This is a genomic window from Parafrankia irregularis (assembly GCF_001536285.1).
In the GTDB taxonomy this organism is placed as follows: domain Bacteria; phylum Actinomycetota; class Actinomycetes; order Frankiales; family Frankiaceae; genus Parafrankia; species Parafrankia irregularis.
Map to the genome: position 1 here is coordinate 15,399 of NZ_FAOZ01000044.1, position 22,212 is coordinate 37,610.

The 22,212-nt window shown below is 70.7% G+C and carries 14 protein-coding genes; 10 read left to right on the top strand and 4 right to left on the bottom strand.

Translation table 11 applies throughout. The annotated features are described in order from the left end of the window. Positions 1-42: 42 nt before the first annotated feature. Complete coding sequence (locus AWX74_RS35625) at positions 43-504, top strand: MarR family winged helix-turn-helix transcriptional regulator (RefSeq protein WP_091285857.1); 462 nt, start codon at positions 43-45, stop codon at positions 502-504. A gap of 16 nt (positions 505-520) precedes the next feature. Here AWX74_RS35625 and AWX74_RS35630 read toward each other — a convergent pair whose 3' ends face one another. After that, the gene (locus AWX74_RS35630; RefSeq protein ID WP_091285860.1) at positions 521-1,126 is read right to left on the bottom strand and encodes a TetR family transcriptional regulator; all 606 of its coding nucleotides are present in this window, start codon (positions 1,124-1,126) and stop codon (positions 521-523) included. A gap of 122 nt (positions 1,127-1,248) precedes the next feature. On the opposite strand from AWX74_RS35630, the gene AWX74_RS35635 reads away from it, so the two are divergent. Further along, entirely contained in the window at positions 1,249-2,880 is a 1,632-nt protein-coding gene (locus tag AWX74_RS35635) for an MFS transporter (RefSeq protein WP_165615927.1), read from the top strand. 266 nt (positions 2,881-3,146) lie between these two features. Here AWX74_RS35635 and AWX74_RS35640 read toward each other — a convergent pair whose 3' ends face one another. Continuing rightward, the gene (locus AWX74_RS35640) at positions 3,147-3,878 is read right to left on the bottom strand and encodes a TetR/AcrR family transcriptional regulator (RefSeq protein ID WP_091285863.1); all 732 of its coding nucleotides are present in this window, start codon (positions 3,876-3,878) and stop codon (positions 3,147-3,149) included. Between the two features lie 100 nt (positions 3,879-3,978). Next, positions 3,979-5,559, bottom strand: coding sequence for an MFS transporter (locus AWX74_RS35645; protein WP_242666576.1), 1,581 nt, complete (start codon positions 5,557-5,559; stop codon positions 3,979-3,981). A gap of 221 nt (positions 5,560-5,780) precedes the next feature. On the opposite strand from AWX74_RS35645, the gene AWX74_RS35650 reads away from it, so the two are divergent. The 8 genes from AWX74_RS35650 (at position 5,781) to AWX74_RS35685 (ending at position 21,167) form a co-directional block, all read left to right on the top strand. Then, positions 5,781-6,353, top strand: coding sequence for a DUF1990 family protein (locus AWX74_RS35650; RefSeq protein WP_165615928.1), 573 nt, complete (start codon positions 5,781-5,783; stop codon positions 6,351-6,353). A gap of 304 nt (positions 6,354-6,657) precedes the next feature. Further along, positions 6,658-7,284: a TetR/AcrR family transcriptional regulator gene (locus AWX74_RS35655; RefSeq protein ID WP_091285945.1), complete on the top strand. Its 627-nt coding sequence runs from the start codon at positions 6,658-6,660 to the stop codon at positions 7,282-7,284. Between the two features lie 41 nt (positions 7,285-7,325). Continuing rightward, a complete protein-coding gene (locus AWX74_RS35660; RefSeq protein WP_091285866.1) occupies positions 7,326-9,617 on the top strand; it encodes a HelD family protein in 2,292 nt (763 codons plus the stop codon). A gap of 430 nt (positions 9,618-10,047) precedes the next feature. Next, the gene (locus AWX74_RS35665; RefSeq protein ID WP_091285869.1) at positions 10,048-10,791 is read left to right on the top strand and encodes an ABC transporter ATP-binding protein; all 744 of its coding nucleotides are present in this window, start codon (positions 10,048-10,050) and stop codon (positions 10,789-10,791) included. Next, a complete protein-coding gene (locus AWX74_RS35670) occupies positions 10,791-12,293 on the top strand; it encodes an ABC transporter permease (RefSeq protein WP_226931219.1) in 1,503 nt (500 codons plus the stop codon). The genes AWX74_RS35665 and AWX74_RS35670 overlap by 1 nt, the downstream gene beginning before the upstream one ends. Next, positions 12,293-13,537: a sensor histidine kinase gene (locus tag AWX74_RS35675; RefSeq protein WP_091285881.1), complete on the top strand. Its 1,245-nt coding sequence runs from the start codon at positions 12,293-12,295 to the stop codon at positions 13,535-13,537. Before AWX74_RS35670 ends, AWX74_RS35675 begins: the two co-directional genes overlap by 1 nt. A 95-nt stretch (positions 13,538-13,632) precedes the next feature. Then, entirely contained in the window at positions 13,633-14,373 is a 741-nt protein-coding gene (locus tag AWX74_RS35680; RefSeq protein ID WP_091285948.1) for a response regulator transcription factor, read from the top strand. Between the two features lie 149 nt (positions 14,374-14,522). Continuing rightward, positions 14,523-21,167 (top strand): wHTH domain-containing protein, encoded by a 6,645-nt coding sequence (locus AWX74_RS35685; RefSeq protein ID WP_091285885.1) that lies wholly within the window; start codon positions 14,523-14,525, stop codon positions 21,165-21,167. Here the strand turns inward: AWX74_RS35685 and AWX74_RS35690 are convergent. Beyond that, the gene (locus AWX74_RS35690) at positions 21,157-22,131 is read right to left on the bottom strand and encodes a DUF5996 family protein (RefSeq protein WP_091285888.1); all 975 of its coding nucleotides are present in this window, start codon (positions 22,129-22,131) and stop codon (positions 21,157-21,159) included. The genes AWX74_RS35685 and AWX74_RS35690 overlap by 11 nt on opposite strands. Positions 22,132-22,212: the final 81 nt, after the last annotated feature.

Below are 22,212 nucleotides of genomic sequence, written 5' to 3' on the forward strand. Positions count from 1 at the left end.
AAAATTGTTCGTGATCGGGGTTGGGCGAGGTAGTGTCGAGGTGTGATCCATTCGGCCGGGCAGGAGGCCTGGCTTGCCATCCAGGTGCTGATCATGGCCGGTGAGGGGCAGCGGCAACTGCACCGAGTCTGTCAGGAGGTCGACCTCCCGCCGGGTGCGCTGAAGGTGCTGCTCGTGCTGTGCGGGGGGCCGCGGCCCATGCGGGAGCTGGTCGGCTTCTTCCAGCTGGACCCGTCCTACATCACGAGCATGGTGGACGCACTCGAGCGCCGCGGCGTCGCACGGCGCGAACCGCATCCGACCGACCGGCGCGCCAAGACGGTCGCGATCACCGAGGATGGGCGCAAGGTCGTCGAGCGGGCCAGGGAGCTGATGACGGTTCCACCGCAGTCCTTCGACGTGCTCTCCGCGGCCGAGCAGCAGCAGTTGCTCGCGCTGCTGCTGCGCGTCCTCGACGCCGAGATGGACATCCCGGATGTGATGCGCCCGAGGCCCACGGCCTGAGCCTCCGAACCCGCGGCTAGGTTCCAAGCACGCAGCTAGTTCCAAGCACGCAGTGCAGTGCCGGTTCCAGCTGGTCGAAGGCCCGCTTGCCGATCTCGAGCAGGTCGAGCCGCCCGTCCGAGGTCTCCCAGTGGAGCAGGACGGCGTCGAGGGTGGCGAGCGTCCAGCTGGTGATCAGGCGGGCGGCGAGCGGGTCGTGGTCCGGCCCCAGCCGGGCGATGACCGAGGCGGTCAGCGCGGCGGTTCGCGCCCGCTGTGCGTCGGACAGCCGCGTGCTCAGCTCCGGCCGGCTGGTGACCATGCGCAGGACGGCGAGCGCGGGGGCGGGGCTGTCGGCGCACGACTGCAGCACCGTGAAGGTCGCCGAACGCAGCGTGGCGATGACGGGTTCGTCCGGGGGGCGGGCGTCGACGATGCCGTCGAAGCCGCCGGAGTGGAAGATCTCGCTGACCACGTCCTCCTTCGCCGGGTAGTAGCGAAAGAAGGTGCGTGGTGACACCTCGGCCGCGGCCGCGATGTCCTCGACGGTCGTCGCCTCGTAGCCGCGCTCGGTGAACAGCGCCATCGCGGCCGCCGCGAGTGCCTCGCGCGTCCGTTCCTTCTTCGTCTCCCGAAGACCCATGACCGCCTCCCCGGCCGCGATGGTACCAATCCTGGCATCAGAATGTTAAATGGCACACGGTTGCCACTTCGCTTGCGGGGTGTGAGGCTGGTAGAACCCCCTGACCTGAGCGGAGACCCCGAATGACTTCACCACCGTCCACGACCGCCGCGCACCGGCCCGACGGGGCGAGGAAGAACGCGGGTGCGCAGGCCAGCGGGGGTGGCCGGCTGGAGAGGCTGCGGGCGAACCCGTGGCTGACACTGGTCAGTGTCGCCCTCGGCGTGATCATGGTCGGTCTCGACGGCACCGTGGTGTCGATCGCGAACCCGTTCATCGCCCGCGATCTCGACGCCAGCCTGCAGAGCCTGCAGTGGGTCACGAACGCCTACCTGCTCGCGCTCGCGGTGCTCCTGATCGTCGGCGGCAAGCTCGGTGACCGGTTCGGCCGGAAGAAGGTCTTCCTCGTCGGCATCGCCGGGTTCGCGGTGACGTCGCTGCTCGTCGGCCTGTCCGGCAGCATCGGCGAGGTCATCGTGTGGCGTGCGCTGCAGGGTGTGTTCGGTGCGCTGCTGATGCCGAACACGCTGGCGTTGCTGCGTTCGGTCTTCCCGGCCGAGAAGCTCAACTCCGCCATCGGAATCTGGGGGGCGAGCTCCGCGATCTCGATCGCGGCCGGCCCGATCATCGGCGGGCTTCTCGTCGAGAACGTCTCCTGGGAGTCGGTGTTCTACCTCAACATTCCGGTCGGGGTCGTCGCCCTCGTCGTCGGCCTGGCGGTGGTCAGGGAAAGCCGTAACGAGGAGCCCGGGCAGCGCTTCGACCCACTTGGTCTGCTCCTGCTGTCCGGGGGTCTGTTCGCGCTGGTCTACGGGGTGGTGAAGGCACAGTCCTGGGGCTGGGGGAGCGTGAACACGCTCGGCTTCCTCGGGGGTGCGGTCGTCCTGCTGGTGCTGTTCGTGCTGGCCGAGCTGCGAGTGGCGCAGCCGTTGCTGCCGATGTCGCTCTTCCGGGACAGGTCGGTCACCCTCGGCAGCATCCTGGTGCTGGTGAACTTCTTCGCCATGTTCGGTGTGCTGTTCTTCCTCACTCTCTATCTGCAGAACGTGCACGGATACTCCGCCGTCGACACCGGTCTCAGGCTGCTTCCGCTGACCGCGGTCTTCATGGTCGGCAGCCCGGTGGCGGCCAGCCTGACCACCCGGTTCGGCCCGCGGGTGCCGATCGGCGTCGGGATGTTCGTGCTGTCGCTGGCCCTGTTCTGGATGACGACGCTCGGCACGCACACGTCCTACCTGCGGCTGTGGCCGTCGCTGCTCGCCATCGGGGTGGGCATCGCCTTCGTGTCGGTCGCCTCGGCCGAGGCCATCGTCGGGAACGCCCCGCTGGAGCTGTCCGGGGTCGCGGGTGGTCTGCAGAGCACGGCCATGCAGCTCGGCGGCGCGATCGGGACGTCGGTGCTGGGTTCTGTGCTGGCCGCCCGGGTCGAGGGCGTCCTGTTCGACAGGACGGTGAGCGCCGGTGCGCCGCCCGAGATCGCCGCCCGGGCCGCGCAGGGGACGGAGGAGGTCGTCCAGGGTCTCGTGCCGACGTCGACCGGGGCCTCCGGGCAGGTCGCCGATGCGGTGGCCGCGGGCGCGCACGCCGCCTTCATGTCCGGCCTGCATGTCGCGCTGCTGGTGGGCGCGACCGTCGCGCTGCTCGGTGCGCTGGCCGCCCCACTGATCCGGACGAGTGGTCGGCCGGGCGATGCAGTCCCCGCGTTCGCGGCCTGACGCGGCCGGGCAACGGCAGCGGCGGTTGCCACCCGACGCCTGGCCTCCCCTCGGGATTCGGCACCGTCGCGCCGCATCGGCAATTAACCGCAAGGAAGACAAAAAGGGCGTAGAGTCATTTGGTAATCCGCAAGTGTGGAGGATTTTGGCTGTCGGAACGACCAAAATCCTCCACTCTGGCTCGGTAGCAGCCAAAGTCCAAAGCTCGGGATTCTCCTAAATGCTCTGCCGCCGCTGAAATCCGCACTTCTTGCGGGTTGCCACGTTCAGAGATTCGGGACGGGTGGATGCGCGAGCGGGGCCGCCCCCGGGCGCAGCCCGGCCAGGAGCAGGTCGAGGTAACGCTCGACGGCGCTGAGGCCGGCCGGGGCGGACATGTCCACCACGCCGCGTAGAGACCACATGAGCATCACGATGTCCGTGATGGTGACATCCGGTCGTATCGTGCCGGCCTGCTGGGCCTCGACGAGCAGCTCCGCCAGCGCCTCGCGAAAGGCCATGCGCGGCTCGTCCGGCTGAGCCGCTTCGTAGATCTTCATCATGTATCCGCGCTTGCTCACCTGGACGGCGGCGCAGCGGCGCAGCGTCCGTTCCAGGCCAGCGCCGTCGGTGGCGCCGAGCTCCGCCCGGGCGTCGTCCAGCAGCGCGCGCAGCAGATCCTCGGCGAGCTGCGCGAGCAGGTGCTCCTTGGTGGGGAACCGCCGGTACAGCGTGCCGACCCCGACACCGGCCCGGCGGGCGATCTCCTCGACGTTGGCGTCGATCCCACGCTCGGCGAAGACCTCGCAGGCCGCGGTGATGATCCGGTCCCGGTTGCGGGCGGCGTCCTGGCGCAGGCGGGGCGTTGCCGGCGCTTCCGCGCCCGCGCCCGGGCCTGTGCCTGCGCTCGCCCCTGTGTCGGTTCCCGAGACGGCCGCCGGAGCCGGCCCCGGCGGTGCGGCCAGGCTGGACTCAGATACGGGCGCCGGTGTGGATGGCGGCGCGGGCATCCTGCTCATGACGTCCTCTCCCGGTCGGCGGCTCCCGGGCGAGTCGGCTGGTGGGCGGCGACCGGCGCCGGTCTGGGAGCCGAGCCGGCACCCAGACCGGTCGACGTGGTCAGTCGACCAGTTCAGCCCCGGCGACGAGCGCGGATTCCGCGTGCTCGTGCCGGCCCGAGAGTTCCAACACGACAGTTTCGTTCCTGAAACGTGGAATGAGCAACGCGACCGCCGACGCGACGACGCTCGCGGCGGCCAGGAACAGGAAGCCGTGGCTGTAGCCGCTGGCCTTCGGCCGGCTGCCCGCGGTCGTGCCGCTGGCGACCAGCACGGCGATCACGGCCGAGCCGAGCGAGCCGCCGATGGTCCGGATGTTGGCGTTCATACCGCTCGCCACACCGGTCTGGGTGGGCGGCACGGACTCGACGATGATGTTCGCCAGCGCGGCGAAGACCAGGCCCATGCCCCCGCCGAACATCGTGGACGCGAAGAGGATCTCCCAGACGTAGTCGTTGAGGTAGCCGAACATGAGCATCGGCAGCACGCTGATCAGCGAACCCAGGACCACCGCGGCCCGCGAGCCGATGCTCGCCGCCACCCGGGCGCTGAACATGCTCACCACGAACATCGCCAGAGTCATCGGCAGGCAGTACAGGCCCGACTCGGTCACGCTCGCGCCCAGGCCGTAGCCGGCGCTGGTGGGGGTCTGCAGGAAAGCCGGCAGGAACGACATCGTCCCGTAGAGGCCCATGCCGAACATCAGCGCCACGAGGTTCGCGGTCCAGACCGGGCGCTGGCGCATCATCCGCAGATCGATCAGCGGCTCCTTGGCCCGGCTCTCCGCGACCAGCCACAGCAGCAGCAGCACCGCGGCAGCCCCGAACAGGCCCAGGACGCGCCCCGACGTCCAGCCCCAGGCGCGGCCCTCGCTGACACCGAGCAGCAGTGAGACGAGCCAGCCGGCGAGCAGGACCCCGCCGAGCCAGCTGACTCCCCCGGGCGTGCGGTTGGGCGACTCCGGGATGAACTTCGCCGCCGCGGCGGCCGCGAGCAGCACGACAGCCATCGGTGCCCAGAACAGCCAGTGGTAGCCGAACGCGTCCTCGATCGGGCCGGCGAGGACGAGGCCGGCACCGGCGCCGACCGCGGTCAGGGCGGCTATGACTCCGACCGCCGTACCGACTTTCTCCCGGGGCAGCTCGTCGCGCAGGATCCCGAAGGACAGGGGCAGGATCGCGCCACCGCAGCCCTGGATCGCCCGGCCGATGATCATGATGCCGATGTTGGGCGCCAGCGCCGACACCAGCGCGCCGAGTGCCAGCAGCAGCAGGGCGAGAACGAAGATCTTCTTCTTGCCCGCCATGTCGCCGATGCGGCCGAGGATCGGTGTGGCGATGGAGGCGGCGAGCAGATAGGCGGTCATCACCCAGGTGACCGTGCTCTGGTCGGTGTGCAGCTCGCGCTGGATCGTCGGCAGGACCGGGCCCACCAGGGACTGCAGCAGCGCGAACGCCGCCGTCCCCGCGATGACCACGCCGTAGGTCAGCTGGTAGCTGTTCGCCCTGTCCGCGTTGCCTGACCTGCCTGCCTTGCCTGACCTGTCTGCCTTGCCTGATCCGTCTGCGTTGCCGGACCTGTCCGCGCTGCTCGTGCTGCTCGCCGTGCCCGCCTTCATCCGCGCCCTCTCGACTGCCGCCACGAAGATCGATTGATGTAGCTCCTCGCCGGCTGGCAGCACGGCGCCCAGGCAGAAGTGGAATCGAGATTCCGGTCGCTGTCAAGAACGCTGCTGCTGGGTGGAGGTGGGCCCTCTGCGTGAACTCTGTGAGGTGATGGGTGTGGATCGGCCGGGCTGCGACAGAGTTCAGCCCGCCGCCAACCGTCCGAATTATCCATATTTGACCTGCCGAGGAGTCTGATTTGCGACTACAGCGAAGCTCTCCGTCATCACTCGAACGTGATGTTCATCGCTGCCGGAACCTCGAGCTGACCTATCCCGAACGGGGCGCGACGGCGGGTCCGCTGCCCGACGGTTATCACCATGTGATGCATCGCATACAGATCGGAACGGGGCGGGCGGTTTTCGACCGGGCGTCCGGCGCGCTGCTGGACTGGTCCATGCAGCGCGGCGCCGGCCTGCGGCTCGCCGCCACCCGGCCGCTGGTGGAGACCGGCGTGACGGTGCTGATGTGTGCCGGGCCGGGGCCGGTCGGCATCGCCGCGCCCTGCCGGGTCGTCTGGGTGCTCGACGAGCCGGACCGGCGCGGTTTCGCCTACGGGACGCTGCCCGGCCATCCCGAGAGTGGGGAGGAGGCCTTTGTCGTCGAGTGGGACGCCGGTGCGGTCTGGCTCACCATCACGGCGTTCAGCCGTCCGGACGGGCTGCTGTCCAGGCTGGGCGCGCCGGTCGGCCGCAGGGTCCAGGACGTGGTGACCCGGCGGTACATCCGGGCTGTGCGGCGGCTCGTCGCGGATGTCGACCCGAAGGGGTAGGGGTCGGGGCTCGCGTCCGCGACGGTGTCCGTACCTGCGACGGCGTCCGTACCTGCGACGGTGCCTGTGCCTGTGCCTGTGCCTGTGCCTGTGCCTGCGGCGGCGTCCGCACCCGCGACCGCACCTGGCCGGGTGCCCGGCGGTGCCGGCTCCGCCACTGCTGCGGCCTATCTTGCCTCGGTTCAGATACCATCCAGGGCAAATACTTTACCTGGTAAAGATCAAGATGGTGGCCGGGAGCGTGGCTGACCGCGGGCGGTTGATCGAGATCGGGGCGGGCGAGTCGGATGACGGGGCGAGTCGGATGAGCGGGCTGCGGGAGCGCAAGAAGCGGCGTACCCACGACGCGCTGTCGGAGGCCGCCATCGCCCTGTTCCTGGAACGCGGGTTCGACAACGTTTCCGTCGCCGAGGTGGCGGCCGCGGCGGAGGTCTCCAAGCCGACGCTGTTCGCCTACTTCCCCACCAAGGAGGACCTCGTCCTGCACCGTCTCGTCGATCACGCGGGCGAGGCCGGTCGGGTGGTGCGGGCCCGGCCCGCGGGCGAGTCGCCGTTGCAGGCCCTGGAGAACCACTTCGTCGCCGGTCTGGCGCGGCGCGATCCCGTGACCGGCCTGAACGGTGACCCCGCGGTCCTCGCCTTCCACGGGATGGTCTTCGACACGCCGAGCCTGGCCGGGCGCGTCGCCCAGTACACAGCCCGGGACGAGGAGTCGCTCGCCGCGGCGCTGGCCGAGGCGGTACCGGCGGCCGGTGACCTGGCCGCGCGGCTGGCGGCCAGCCAGGTTCTCGCCGTGTGCCGGGTGCTCGCCCGGGAGAACTGGCGCCAGCTCTGCCTGCCCCGCCCCGCCCCCGCGGTCCATTCCGACGCGCTCGCCGCCGCCCGCCTGGCTTTTCGGGCGCTGCGGAACGGGCTCGTCGAATTCGCGTGAAACCGCCAGCCAGGCCACCGGACGCCAGACAGGGAGTTCTGTTGTACGCGCAGAGGACCGGCCCGACCGAGGACGTCGCGCGAGGCGATGAGCTGTGTGCGGAGCAGGCCTATCTGCGTCGTGCGCTGCTCGCGCTGCGCGGAATGTTCGAACAGGTGCGGAACACTGCCGTCGCCGCCGGCGACCCGGTGGCGGACAAGGTGACGAACGCGTATCTGCGGATCGACCGGGAACGGCGGCTCGCGGCACTCGGCCCGCGCGACGATTCGATACCGCTGTTCTTCGGGCGCCTCGACTACCGGCAGGACCACCCGGGCTCGGCTTCGCCCTCTGGTTCGGCTTTCGACTCGACCGCTGCTCTGGATCCGGCGGCACCGGCACCGGCACCGGCATCCGCACCAGTGCCGGCGTCGGCGGTGGCGCTGGCCGAGGTGCCGGCCGCGCCGGTCTACCTGGGCCGCCGGCTCGTCCGGGAGGAGGCGGGTGATGACCCGCTGGTGGTTGACTGGCGGGCCGACGTCGCGCGCCCCTTCTACCGGGCACACCGCGCCGACCCGATGGGCCTGCGGGTCCGGCGCAGGTTCGGGTTCGTCGACGGCAGGCTGACCGCGTTCGAAGACGAGGCCTTCGGACCCGGTGCCACCACCAGCGACGACGAGACCGCCGCGACGGCTGGGACCGCCGCGGCGAGCCTGCTCGAGCAGGAGATCCAGCGGCCGCGGTCCGGCCCGATGCGGGACATCGTCGCGACGATCCAGCCGGAGCAGGACGAGATCGTCCGCGCCGGGCTCGAGCTCAGTATCTGCGTGCAGGGCGCACCCGGTACGGGGAAGACCGCGGTCGGGCTGCACCGCGCCGCCTATCTGCTCTACACCTACCGGGAGCGGCTGGCGCGTTCCGGGGTGCTGGTCGTCGGCCCGAACCGCGCCTTCCTCGGCTACATCGCCTCGGTGCTGCCGGCATTGGGCGAGTTCACCGTCGAGCAGCGCAGCATCCTCGACCTGCTCGACACGCCGTCCGCACCGGCCGCATCTTCCGCACCGGCCGCATCTTCCGCACCGGCCGCATCAGCCGCGCGCGGCAGCGGTGCCGCCGAGCCGGAGGACGTCGCCGTCCTCAAAGGTGACGCGCGGATGGCCACCGTGATCCGGCGTGCTCTGCACGGTGCCATCCAGGCACCCACCGGGCCGGTCACCATCGTCACGAGGGAGGGCCGCTGGACCGTCGCCGAGCAGGAGGTGACGTTCATGCTCACCGCGCTGCGGTCCGGCTCGTACGGGTACGGCGCAGGCCGGGCGATGCTGGCCCGGCGGATCGGCGCGGCCGCCGCGCGTCGGGCGGAGCTGGCCGGGGCACACATCACCGACGCCGGCATCGAGGCACTGGCCCGCAGCCGACCGGTTCGCGCGGCGGTCGAGGCGATCTGGCCGAAGGCCGACGGGGCGAAGCTGATCCGGCGCCTGTTCACCGACCCGGAGTTCCTCGCCTCGGCGGCCGAGGGGGTGCTGACGGAAGCGGAGCAGGCTCTGCTCGTCGGCCACCGCTCCCGCGGCCGGTCGATCGCGGACGCCTACTGCGTGGACGAGGCGCGACATCTGATCGAGCGGGTGCCCGGCTTCGGCCATGTGATCGTCGACGAGGCGCAGGACCTGTCGGCGATGCAGTGCCGGGCGATCGGGCGCCGGTGCGAGCAGGGATCGCTGACCGTCCTGGGTGACCTGGCGCAGGGAACCAGCGCCTGGGCCGCCGGCAGCTGGCAGGACCTGCTGGCCCACCTGGGCAAACCGGCCACTCATGTCGAGGTGCTGGACCGCAGCCACCGGGTTCCCGCCGAGATCCTCGGCTACGCGAACCGGCTGCTGCCGAGCATCGCGCCGCACGTTCCGCCCGCGACATCGGTCCGCCACGTTCCGGGTGCGTTGACCGTGGTCCGAGCGGCGTCGGACCAGGCGGCCGTGCCGGACCAGGCGGCCGTGCCGGACCGGCTGGCCGCGGAGGTCACGGCGCAGGCGCGCGCCGTGCTGCGCAACGAGGGCTCCACCGCGGTGCTCGTCGCCGACAGCCAGCTGGCTGCCATCGGCCCGGCGCTGCGCGACGCGGGCCTGCCCTTCATCGAGCTGCGGGAGGACACCGCGCCCGGCCGGTTCGCGCTGGTGCCCGCCTCGCTGGCGAAGGGACTGGAGTTCGACCATGTGATCCTCGCCGAGCCGGCCGCCGTCGTCGCCGGTGAACCTGGACGAACGAACGGGCTTCGCCGCCTCTACGTCCTGTTGACCCGCGCGGTGACGTCGCTGACGGTCGTTCACGCCGACGACCTGCCCGCGGAACTCTGACCGAGAACCGGCCGGCGGGCTCGAGGTGGACGGGCGGACGTCCTGGCCACTCTCCAGGGATCCGGCGCCGTCGCGCCGCGCCGGGAATTCACCCCAATACGAACAAAAGGGGTGCAGAGTCGTTTGGCAATCCGCAAGAACTGAGAATTTTGGTTGTCGGAACGACCAAAATCCTCAATTCTTGCTCGGCGGCAGCCGATGTCCGAGGGTCGGGATTCTGCTACATGCTCTGCGGCAATCGAAATCCCGGTTTCTTGCGGATTGTCAATCGGATGCCCGTGGACCGCGGTCGCGGCCGGCCCAGCCTGAGGATTCATGGTGGGGACAGCCCCACCATGAAGAGGCTCCTTACGCCCATCGACCGGTCCGGGCGCGGTTTCTAGCGTCTGAGGTGCACTTTCCAGCCCCGTCGCACCTCCGGAGCGTTCCGTTGACCAGGTACAGCCCCGTTCTCGAAGTACACGACCTCGCCCGAACCTACGGGTCGGGAACCGGGAGCGTCGCCGCGCTTTCCGGTGTCTCCGCCGCGTTCGCGCGCGGCACGTTCACCGCCGTCATGGGCCCGTCCGGCTCGGGCAAGTCCACCTTCCTGGCCTGTGCCGCAGGGCTGGAGCCACCGACGTCCGGCCGGGTGGTGATCGACGGCGCGGACATCACCGACTGGGACGAGGAACGTCGTACCCTGCTGCGCCGCGAGCGGATCGGCTTCGTCTTCCAGGACTTCCATCTGATGCCCTACCTGAGCGCGACGCAGAACGTCGGCCTGCCGCTGCGCCTCGCGGGCTGCCGGCCGGACCGGGCGCACGTCCGGGGCCTGCTGGAGCAGGTCGGGCTCGGCGAGCGGGCCGGCCACCTGCCGTCGGCGCTGTCCGGCGGGCAGCGCCAGCGGGTCGCCGTCGCCCGGGCACTGGTCACCGACCCGGCGGTGGTCCTCGCCGACGAGCCGACCGGCGCGCTCGACTCGGCGTCCGCCGCCTCGCTGCTCGAACTGCTCCGCGGCTGCGTCGACGAGCTGGGCCAGACCGTCGTCATGGTCACCCACGACCCGGTCGCCGCGGCGTACGCCGACGCCGTCATCTTCCTGGTCGACGGGCGGGTCGCGGGCCGCATGGAACACCCCACCGCCACGGCGGTCGCCGGCCAGCTGGCCCGTCTCGACGAGTGGGTGGCCTGATGAGCACGCCGGTGGGGATGTCGGTGAGAACTCCGGCGAGCAGGCCGGTGGGGCTTGCGATGAGCCCGGGGTGGCTGGCGCTGCGCTCGCTGCGGCACCGGCGCGCCGCGTTCGCCGCGACGTTCGTCGCCGTGCTGCTCGGCACGGCGCTGATCGGGTCGTTCGCGACCCTGATCGAGACGGCGGCCGGCCCTGTCCCGGCGCAGGACGCGGAGTCGCTGCGCATCATGGGCACCGTGGTCGGGGGCTGGGGCGCGGTGATCGTGCTGTTCTCGGTCGCGTCGACGGTCGGTATCACGGTCGGCCAGCGCGACGTCGAGATCGGCCTGCTGCGCACGATCGGGGCCACGCCACGTCAGGTCCGCCGGCTGGTCCGGATGGAGACGTCCGTGGTCTGCCTGGCCGCGTCGGTGATCGGGGCCGCCGTCGCCTTCGGCGGCGGATACGCGCTGCTGGCGGCACTGGAGGCGGCCGACGTCGTGACTGATGTGGAGTACCGCGGTGGCGTCCGCTCGCTGTCGGCCACGGTGCTGGGCATCCTGCTCGTCTGCCTCGCCGCGGCGTCGATCGCCGGGCGCCGGGCGACCCGCGGGCCCGCGTCGGTCACCGCCGGCGAGGACCTGGCCGGAGCGGGGGCGGGGGCCGGTGCAGTGGGCGGAGGTGGAGCCGGGTCGGGGCCCGTCCGCTGGTGGCGGGTGCCGCTCGCACTGCTGCTCATCGGGTACGGCGCGGCGATGGGCGTCATCACCGTGACGGTCACCGGCCACTCGGACGACCCGTACGACGCGATGTCGACCGCCGGCTCCAACTCGATCCTGGTCGGGGTGGGTCTCGCCCTGCTCGGCCCGGTGCTGCTGCCGGCCGGCGCGTGGCTCGCCCGGCCGTTCCTGCGCCACCGCGGCGGCGCGGCCTATCTGGCCGTGTACAACCTGTCCCGGCGCGCTCACCTGCTGTCAGGGGTGTTCGGGCCGGTGGTCGTCCTGACGTCGGCCGGCGTCGGCACGCTGATGCTGGTCGGGACGGACGGCCGCACCCTCGTCGGCCCGCAGCCCGAGGGGACCGAGACGATCAATCTGCTGAACAACGTCGTGACGGGAATGCTCAGCCTGTTCGCCGCCATAATGGTGGTCAACTCGTTCGCTGCCGCGATCGCGCACCGGCGCGGTGAACTGCGCCAGCTCTGGCTCGTGGGCGGAACCCGCGCCCAGATCGAGCGTTCGGTGGTCGCGGAGGCGATGCTGGTGGCGGTGGTCGGTGTTGTGCTCGGCCTGGTCGGGTCACTCGCCACGATCATTCCGTTCGGCCTGGCCCGCGACGAGGGCGTGGTTCCGGACGGTCAGCTGTGGCTGCCGCCCGTGTTCGCCATCGGCGTCGGCGCCCTCACTGTGCTGACCGCGCTCGCCGTGGTGCGCCGAGCCACCCGGGCTGCCGGTGCTGCCGGTGCCACCGAGGCCGCCGGCCCGCCGCCGGGTGCTCGCGTCGCGACCCTGCCGGTGCCGTGATGCCGGAAGCGGGCCTGGGCGGCCTTCTCGCGCCGATCGGGAACATCCGGCCCGGTCCCGCCGACACGCCGGCGTTGCGTGAACGGGTCCGGCTGACGGTCGTCGCCCTCGGATACGCCCTGTCGATGGCGCCGGCGCTGGTGCTGGCGATCCTGTCGGTCGTCACCATCGCGTTGGGCCCGCTGACGGTCGGGCTTGTGTTCGCGCTCGCGGTGGTGCCGGCGACCGCCGGCGTCACGGCAGGCCACCGGTGGGTCACCGGTGGCCTGCTCGGCCAGCGCCTCACAGCCACCTACGCCGACACCTCGGAGACGACCTTCCTCGCCCGGCCGCTGCGGTGGCTGCGCGATCCGGCCCGCTGGCGGGACTTCGCCTTCCTGTGGTTCTCCGCCACCGGCGGGTTCGTCCTGGCGGTGATTCCGCCCGGCCTGCTGGCCGCACCGATCACCTACCTGGTGTGGATGATCGTGGACCCGCGCTGGCTGTGGTTCGTGCTGCTGCTCCTGTCCGGTCCGGCGGTTTACGTGTGGTGGCTGGTCACGCCGGCGCTCGTGCGCGCCAGGGCGGTGGCGGAACGGGCGATCCTCGGTGGCTCCCGGGTCGCGGAGCTCCAGCGGCGGGTGGAACGGGTCACCTCGTCCCGCAGCAGCGCGCTGGACCATTCGGCCGCGGAGATCCGCCGCATCGAACGGGACCTGCACGACGGGGCGCAGGCCCGGATCGCCGCCGTCGGGATGAGCGTCGGGCTCGCCGAGAAGCTGGTCGAGCAGGACCCGGCGGCAGCCGTCGAGCTGCTGCGGGAGGCCCGCGCGACGACCGTGTCCGCGCTGGAGGACCTGCGGGCGGTGGTGCGCGGCATCCATCCACCGGTGTTGGCTGATCGTGGGCTCGTCGGTGCGGTCGAGGCGCTGGCCCTGACACTGCCGCTGCCGGTCACGGTGTCACTGGTACTTGACCGGCGGCTGCCCGACCCGGTCGAGTCCGCCGCCTACTTCGCGATCGCCGAATGCCTCGCCAACACGATCAAGCACGCGGACGCGACCTTCGCCCGCGTCTCCGGCAGCCACGACGGTGAGCTGCTGCGGCTCGTCGTCGGCGACGACGGGAAGGGCGGGGCGGACATCGGCGGCGCCGGCCTCACCGGCGTCGCCCGGCGGCTCGCCGCTTTCGACGGCACGCTGGACGTCGTCAGCCCCGCCGGGGGGCCGACCACCGCCACGATGGAGATCCCGTGCCGGACCTGACCTCACCGCCGGGTGCCGAACCCGTCCCGGGCCACGCCGTCCCGGTCCCGGATGGCTCGGACGGTTCGGCCTCGGACGGCCAGCGCCCGCGCCCGCTGCAGGCGGTGGTCGCCGAGGACCAGGCGCTGCTGCGGGTCGGGCTCGTCCGCATCCTGGAGGCGGGTGGGATCACCGTCGTCGCGGCGGTGGCGGACGCCGCCGGCCTCGCCGAGGCGCTGGCCCGCGACGACATCGACATCGCGATCGTCGACGTGCGGCTTCCCCCGACCCACACCACCGAAGGCCTGGAAGCGGCGATCCGCGCCCGCCAGGCGCGCCGGGCGGTTGGTGCAGTTGGGGAGGGCCCGGGCCCTGCGGGGGAGACCGCGTCGGCGGAGCGGTCGTCGGAGCCGGCAGCGCCACCGGTGCCGGCGGTGCTGCCGGTGCTGGTGCTGAGCCAGTGGGTGGAGCCGCTGTACGCCCGCGACCTGCTCGCCTCCGGCGCCGGGGCGGTCGGCTACCTGCTGAAGGACCGGGTCGCCGACGTGGACGAATTCCTCGCCGCGGTGCGCCAGGTGGCATCAGGTGGGACGGTGCTCGATCCCGAGGTGGTCGCCCGGCTCGTCTCCCGCCGCGAACGGCCGCTGGACCGGCTCACCGTACGGGAGCGTGATGTCCTCACCCTGATGGCGCAGGGACGTTCGAACGCCGCCATCGCGGCCCAGCTCGTGATCACGGACAAGGCGGTCGGCAAGCACACCAACAGCATCTTCACCAAGCTCGACCTGCCCCCGGCCGCCGACGACAACCGCCGCGTGCTCGCCGTCCTCACCTGGCTGAACTCGGCCAACCCGTAGCCAAGAACCGGAACGCCAGGCAGCCTCTGACCCCATCCGCCGACCTGCTGTCGCCCCGGTCGGCCAAGGCGTCGGACAACCGGTGATCAGGGGTAGGAACATTGCTGACGGTGGGGCGCAGCGCAGTCACGTGCTGACATACTCGGCCTGTGCTCGACGGGGGTCACGACACCACAGATTCGGCCGATCGCTGGGACTTCTTCGTCTCCTACACTCAGGCCGACCGTGCCTGGGCGGAGTGGATCGCCTGGCAGCTCGAAGCCGACGGATATCGGGTTCTACTCCAGGCGTGGGACATGGTCGCCGGTACCAACTGGGCGCATGCGATGCAGAACGGCATCAAGGATTCGACCCGAACCCTCGCCGTGCTCTCCACCGCCTATCTGGACTCCGCATACGGCACACAGGAATGGCAGGCCGCGGTGGCGGCGGATCCGGACAGCGCTCGCCGCAGACTGATCCCGGTCCGGGTGGCGGACTGTGCCCGCCCAGGTCTGCTCGGCCAGGTAGTGTCCTTCGATCTGTTCGGACTGCCGGAGGGGCGCGCCCGCGGTGAGCTGATGGCGCGAGTCCGGGAGGCGATCGCGGGCCGCGCCAAACCGGTCAGCGAACCCCTTTTCCCCGGTGTATCTGCAGCGGCATCTCGGCTTCGCGTCGTGCCGACGTCCGCGGTCTCGCCAGCTTTTCCGGGGACCGGAACCGGAGCCGGCAACCGCATGCCCGCCGCGCCGGAACGGCCGGCGGAATTCCAAGCGCTGCTCATCGGCATCCCTTCGTACGAGGACGATCGGCTTCCCGGACTGCCGTGGCTGTCGGGGATGCTCGACACGGTGGCGGAGAAGCTGGAGTCCGTCGGTTATCGCACGGAGATCCACGACCGTTCACGGATGGGCGCGGGTGCGGTGAAGGCGGCCGTCCACAGCTTTCTGCGCGGCGCGGCGCCTGGTTCCACGCTTCTTCTTCTGCTCGCCGGGCATGCCGTGCACCGCGCCGGCGATGGCGCGGCCGCCAGCCGGGACTATCTCGTTCCGGCGGATGCGACCGTCGGATACCAGCCCTTCTGGGATCTGTGTGTTCCCGTCGACTGGTCCGGGCCGCTCGCCCGCACCGCCGCCGCACGGGTCCTGGTCCTCGTCGACGGAGACACCGGATTCGACGACGACGTCCACGCTCTGGTCACGGACAGGGGTTGGGGAACTGGTCACCTCGACCCGGCGACGGGCGTCGACGTCGCCTACCTCTACCGCGGGCCGACCGCGGCCGGCGCGGGCGCCCATCACGAGCCCCCGGCGCCCGCCATGCCACCGACGGATCCCGCCGCGCGACGGTCGCTAACCCGGGCGCTGGTGGAAGTTCTCTCCGCCGGACCGCGCCCGGGCACTCTCGGGGAACTGCATGCCGCGCTTGACCGAGCGATGTCCCCTCCTGCCGAACAACCCCCGGCCTGCGCAGCAACCAGGCCGCGAGGCATGCCCGACCAGCCCCGCCTGCCGAGGCAGCGCCCCGCAGGCGGGGCCCGGGAGGAGGGTCCCGGGTACGAGAACGACCACTGCCTGCTGCGCCCGGTGTCGTCCTGTGATCCGCTGCGGTTCCGCCCCTTCCCGACAGCACCCGGCGGCGACGGGGTCAAGGCTCCTGAGCACCCCTGGGTGGCCGCCGCCGACCAGCACCGGGCCTGGGAGCGGGCACCCGACGACCCGGTCACAACCTCGCTTCGGGCTGCTACCTGCGTTCTGGTCGGCCGCCTCGGCCGGGCTTACGGCGAGGCGGCCGCGGTCCTGGCGGAGGACCCCTGGCACGACCCGGATCTCGCCCGCCGGATGGCCCGTCGGGTCGAGTTCCTCGTCGGCAAGCTCCCCGCCGGGCCGGAGGAACTGTCCGCCGCCGAGGTGGCGCTGCTCGTCGCCGGGCCCTATCTGCACCAGACCGTGTGGACGGCGCTCGTGGCCCAGGCCACTGTCACCCACCCGGGCTCGGCCGATGTTCTGAGTGGTCGGGCCGATCGCGCCGAGTTCGATGCCTTCACCCATACCCACCCCCGACTGACCCGCCGGATCGAGCGGGCGCGGCTGTCCGGTGACCAGACCTCCGCCGCGTCCGTCACCTGGTGGCTGGCCCACAAGTTTTGTGAGTCCACCGTGACGGCCAGGTGGGAGGCCGTGCTGCGCGAGGTGCTGCCAGGCCCGACCGCTGACGGTGCTCAGGAGACGCTCGCCGCCGAGGTGTTCCGCCCCGAGCGGATAGCGGAGATCCTCACCTGCCTGCGCGCTGCTCCCACGTTCCTGAACCAGTCCGGAAGGGCAGGGGCGCTGCGCGACCTGGTGACGGTCGCCCCGGCGACGAGCGAGGAGTCCCCGCTGCGGGAGCGACTCGTCGCCTATCTGCTCGCCGTGGGCCAGAAGATGGCGCTGGAGATCGCCGCGCTGCCGCCCGTGCTTGTGGAGCATCTCGGGGTCGCGGACGCGGTCGACCTGGCTGAGGTCCGCTCGGCCCTGCGCCGCGCCGAATGGCAGGGGCGGGGCCGCTCAACCCGCGCGCTGTCAGTCGAGTGCCGCCATCCGGCCCTGCAGATCGCCCTGGAACGGCACGCCGCGAGCCTCGATGCCCTGCTCGCGGAGGCACACCGGGTGACCGCCGAGATCCCTGCGCTGGCCGGGCTGCCGACCCACGCCACCGCCGACGGGGTCCATGCCGCCGAGATCGACGGGCACCCGGTCTATGCCTCCGCCGGTGCCCAGTTCCGCCTCGCCGAGGACAGGGTGCAGGAACTGCTCATGGGCGAGCAGCTCTACGAGAACCGCGCCCTGGCCGTGCGCGAGCTCTACCAGAACGCGCTGGACGCCTGCCGTTACCGCCGGGCGCGCACCCAGTACCTGGAACGGACCACGGGGCGCCCGTCGGGCTGGACGGGCCGGATCGACTTCCGGCAGGGCTTCGAACCGGACGGGACGCCCTTCATCGAGTGCCGCGACAACGGCATCGGCATGGGCTACCGGGAGATCTCCGACGTCTTCGCCGAGGCCGGCACGCGCACAGTCGACCTCCCCGAGGCCGTTGAGGAAATGGGCCGTTGGGCGGCCTGCGACCCGCCGGTCGAGTTCTACCCGAACAGCCGTTTCGGGGTCGGGGTGCTGAGCTACTTCATGATCGCGGACGAGATTCGGGTCGAGACCTGCCGCCTCGGACCGGACGGGCGGCCCGGCGAGCTGCTGCGGGTCACAATCGCCGGCCCCGGCAACCTGTTCCGCATCGAGCCGCTGGGCCCGGGGCGGGACAGCGGCACCAGCGTGCGGCTGTATCTGAGCCGTGATCCGGAGCGGCCGCCGATCTCCTGCGTGGACATCCTGCGCCGCATCCTGTGGGTCGCCGAGTTCGAAACCCACGCCGCCGAGGGCGCCGCACTGGAGCACTGGCCCGCCGGCCAGCTCGCCCCGTCCGCGCCGGTCGGGCGGACAGACCCGCCGTACGATGAGCTTCGCCGACTGACGACACAGATCGTGAGCGCTGGTCGTGGTGTGTGGTGGTGCAACGGCGTCGGCGCGATACTCGCCGACGGGCTGTGGGTGGGCGAGGCGGTGTTCGGCGTCGTGCTCGACCTGACCGGCGCACTCGTACCTGAGCTGTCAGTCGACCGCAACAAGATCAGAAAGCTGCTCGACGAGCCGGCGGTGGACGCGCTGCTGACCGCTGCGATACCGGCCCTGCGCACGTCCGTCGTCCTGGAGGTGACGGTCGACTGGCTCATCGCCTTCGGGTACTCGTTCCCCCTGGCCGCTGACGCGGTGCTCGAAGCCATGGCAGCCGATGGTGAATCCTGGGATGGGGTGGGCGGCGTCCGGGTGCCGGTCGCGCGCACCGGCCTGATCGCCATCGACAGCGGGCTGGGACCGGTTGCGGGAAGGACCGATCGCCCTGCAGCCCGATCAGGAACCTCCTTCCTTCAGAGCGCTCACATGCCCGACGCCTCGTTCTTCGTACGGATGGCGGACTGGGCAAGCGCCGAGGATCATTTCCCGGCCGCCCGATCAGGCCTCGATGATTCCAGCCGGGTGGTTCCCAGTGACTTCGAGATCCTGACAATGGTTGTTCTCAGCTGGCGCTGGATGGTCCCGGTGCGTTTCCGCGCATTTGTGGGCTTCACGGCTGGCAGGTTGCGTTGTCCGCCGAGAGTGGTCGGACGGCGGATGCGCCGTCTTGGTTACCAGGTGCCCAGTCTCAATGGTGTCGAAGTGGCCGAGATCACCGAACTTGATCGGGCGCTTCTGAGTACACGGCTCGATGGAGGGACGGCCCTCCAGATGTGGGACTCCAGAAATGATGTGATAGCCCCCGGCCATGTCATCGCCGCTGCCGGTCGGCTGTTGATGTCCTGGGGTCAGATCGTCGACCGTTTGCGCACGCTTGGTCTCGTGGTGTGGCCGCAGCCCGTCGATCTGGCGGGCGTGGCTCCGATGGACCTGGTCCAACTGAGCGAAGGGCTTGACGGCCGATATCCCTGGCTCTCGGCGGGCCGGGTCAGCCTGGCCCACATCTTCCGCTCGGCGTTGCACACCGAGTCAGGTTTCGCGGAGGTCTGCGCTCGGTTGCGCCGATTTGGCTACCGGACGCCCAGGATTGATGTGGGAAGCCAGCGCGGATCGGGTAAGCAGGACGCCTTCATTGTCAGCCGAGATTCGGCCGGCGCGCTCGGCACCGTTCCGATTCCCACCAGCTACCTGACCGGACTGCGCTCGGAGAACCCGGGTGGTCGCGACGCCGCTGTCGCGCGTCTGCGTGAGCTCGGTTTTCCTGTGGCACGCTCGCTGCGTCTGCCGAACGACTCGCGAGCCGGCATCGTCGACCGCATCCAGGGCATCAACGAGCTTCACCCACTGTGGACGACGGGCGCGCCTGTGGACCGAGCTCATCTGCTCCTCGTCGCGAATGCCACCAAGATGTCCTTCCCGGCACTCGTGGCACTGCTGGGGATGGAAGGCTACACGACGGCGCATGTACCCGAGCCGAGAGCATCGCGCGTCGCGCGAATTTCCGAGATCAATTCCCTTCTGCTGGCCGATATCTCTCGGGTCGGCCGCTGCGAGATTCGCCATCTCCTGAATATGGCGGGCGCGACCGGTCTTCCCGTTGGAGCGTCGCTCGCTCTCCTCGCGGAGGTAGGTGTCGCAACGCCGGATATCGGAGACCTGGAAATCACGAATGACGACGGAATCATCCTCAGTCGTTCCCTTGACGGTGCTGCGGACCTCGCGAGAGAAGACGATTTTGTTCCGGCCGCACAAGTCCGGGCGGCTGCGACCCGCCTGCGCCGTGAACCCGAGGACGTCGCACGGCGGCTGCGCCAGCTTGGCCTGGCAACCGCCGATCCGGCGGGATGGGCGGCGTCACCCGTTCGTCCGGAAGACATCGCCCAGCTAGCCCGGGACTTTGACGACCACCTGGCATTTCTCCCCGACGGGAGTGTCGCCGCGGCGCATGTCATGCGCGTCGCAGCCCGCACAGGCGAGGCGCCGCGGACCATCGCCAGCCGGCTTCACGAGCTTGGTTTCGACGTCGACTTCGTGGCGGAGCGTGAACTGACTGCGGACGAGGAATGCGCGGTTGTCGACCTGCTTGACGTGACCGATGAACCCGGCTTCGGCCACGGATGGGCTGGCCTGAGCCGTGCGAGCATTCTTGCCACCTCCTACCGTGATTCCATCCGGCGCCGTTCGAGCGGCCCGACTGCCTCACGTGCATGCCAGCCGGAGCAGATGGCCGCCTGGGTCGGCACGCTCGGTGAAGGTCTCGACGGATATGTCGGCGCACGCTTCCCCGAGGACCTGGGCTTCGACGACGTCGATCTACTGAGCTGGGCGCTGGATGGGGAGCCGCCATGGCTGGCGGACGACGCGATCAGCCTCGGCCATGTTCTGGCCGCCGCCGGCATCACCGGCCGGTCGCCGCACGAGATCGCAGGCCGGTTGAGGCACCTGGGCTTCACCCTGGCTGATCTCCCGGGCCGGACGCCGGACGATGTGGACTCCGTCGACGTCATACTGCTCAGCAGGTTCCTGGACGGCGACGCGCCTCGGCTGACGGACCATCAGGTACCGCTTGCCCACATCTACCACGCCGCCTGTGTTCTCTCGTGCGATGTGGCAGAGATCCGGGAGCGGCTCGACCGGTTGGGCCTGGAGGCACCCGGTGATGCGGCGGAGCTCTCCCCGCAGACCCGCGCCCTGGCAACCGTCGCTTTTCACCGCACGGACACCGCCGCGTTGGGAGTCAACCGACTGTCACCAGCGCAGACCCTGGGCGTTGCTCAGTTCATCGGGCGTGATCCGCGAAGCGTCTGTGAGTCGTTCGCCGGGCTTGGCCTGTCTGCTCCTGAGGCGGACGAGATGCCGGCCCTCCCGGTGACCGCGCTCACTGCCCAGGACGCCATTCTGCTGAGCGCATGCCTCGACGGGCGGGGCCCCTGGTTGGGCCGACGTCCCGCGTCGCTCGCCCATGTCATCGCTGCGGCCGGGTATCTGCGCTGGTCGCCACGGCGTGTCGTGGACCGGCTGGCAGAGCTTGGCTGTGCCGGGCCGATGCTGGTGGACACCGCACTCGACGCCTTCGTAGACGGCATGGACCGGCAGCTAGCGCTCCTCCTCACCAACACGTCCGGTGCGTACGTGGATCGGCCGGTCTCGCGTGCCGAGGTGCTCGCAGCATCCTTCCGGTTCCGTTGGTCCCCGGCACGGATCGCCGAGCGCATGATCGAGTTGGGATTCGATGTCCCCTGCGCTGCGTCCCTGATCAGCGGGTAGACGCTGTTGCATGCGCCGCGGCGCCGAGCAGGACGGGGTCGGTGACGCCGCCGGGGGAGGCGTAGCGGTCGATGTCCCAGCCGGCGAGGACGGCTCCGGCCTGGTAGGCGTCGCCGAGGAACTGCAGGACGGCGCCGCACCGCTGGGCGTCCGAACCCGGGGCCAGGGCCGACAGCGGAAGGACCGCGAGGTGGCTGCCGCCGCGCTCGAGCCAGCGCGCGCCCGTCGGATGCAGGCGGGTCTCGGCGAGGCCGGGCGGCTCCGGGCTGGTGTAGGAGTAGAAGGCGGGCTCCGGCAGGGACTTGTCGCCGAACCAGAAACCCGAGCTGATGACCTCCCGGGAGTAGGCCTCCCTGGTCACCGGGTCGGTGCTCGGCCCCTGCTCGACGGCACGGTCGCGGAAGCGGGTGTGCGCGACGTCGAACGTGTGCCAGAAGTGGTGCACCGGGCTGACCTTGCCGCTGAACCCGGCGGCGAACTCCTCCAGGATCAGGACGGCCTGGCTGACGGTCTGCCAGTAACGCAGGGCCATCGCGGGATCGTAGGCGGCGTGCTCGGTGTCCTCGGCGAAGGGGCGCCCGGCGTCGGTCAGGTCGAACGGGTGCGGGTGCTCGAGCCGCACGGTCACCCCGATGTCGCGCAGGGCCTCCATCAGCTCGGTGTAGAAGGACGCGACGGACCTGCCGGCGAGCGGGAGGGTGATCCGCTCCCCGTCGAGGCTGTGCACGGCCAGCTCGTGCGAAACGAAGTCGAAGTCGATGGTGAAGATCGGGTTGCCGTCGACCTGCCCCATCGGCCGTGATGTCACGCCGCGGCCGGTGAGGTGGAAGGGCACGTTCCACCAGTGGTTGCGGCGCTGACTGGCGGCCAGCCGGATCTTCCCGACCACCTGGAGGTAACGGTGCAGTGTTTGCTGGGTGCCAGCCCAGGCTGACAGCGGGATGGACGGCAGCATCTCGACCATGCGGACTCCCCGGATCGATTACCCGATGTAATCAGGTTGAGACAGTCGGGTCACCTTGGCAACCGGGCGACGTTCCGGGCG

What these genes read in the sequence shown, in the direction of transcription:
- AWX74_RS35675 (WP_091285881.1), top strand. Translation starts at nt 12,293, where the DNA reads ATGCCGGAAGCGGGCCTGGGCGGCCTTCTCGCGCCGATCGGGAACATC.
- AWX74_RS35670 (WP_226931219.1), top strand. Translation starts at nt 10,791, where the DNA reads ATGAGCACGCCGGTGGGGATGTCGGTGAGAACTCCGGCGAGCAGGCCG.
- AWX74_RS35640 (WP_091285863.1), bottom strand. Translation starts at nt 3,878, where the DNA reads ATGAGCAGGATGCCCGCGCCGCCATCCACACCGGCGCCCGTATCTGAG.
- AWX74_RS35690 (WP_091285888.1), bottom strand. Translation starts at nt 22,131, where the DNA reads ATGGTCGAGATGCTGCCGTCCATCCCGCTGTCAGCCTGGGCTGGCACC.
- AWX74_RS35630 (WP_091285860.1), bottom strand. Translation starts at nt 1,126, where the DNA reads ATGGGTCTTCGGGAGACGAAGAAGGAACGGACGCGCGAGGCACTCGCG.
- AWX74_RS35635 (WP_165615927.1), top strand. Translation starts at nt 1,249, where the DNA reads ATGACTTCACCACCGTCCACGACCGCCGCGCACCGGCCCGACGGGGCG.
- AWX74_RS35655 (WP_091285945.1), top strand. Translation starts at nt 6,658, where the DNA reads ATGAGCGGGCTGCGGGAGCGCAAGAAGCGGCGTACCCACGACGCGCTG.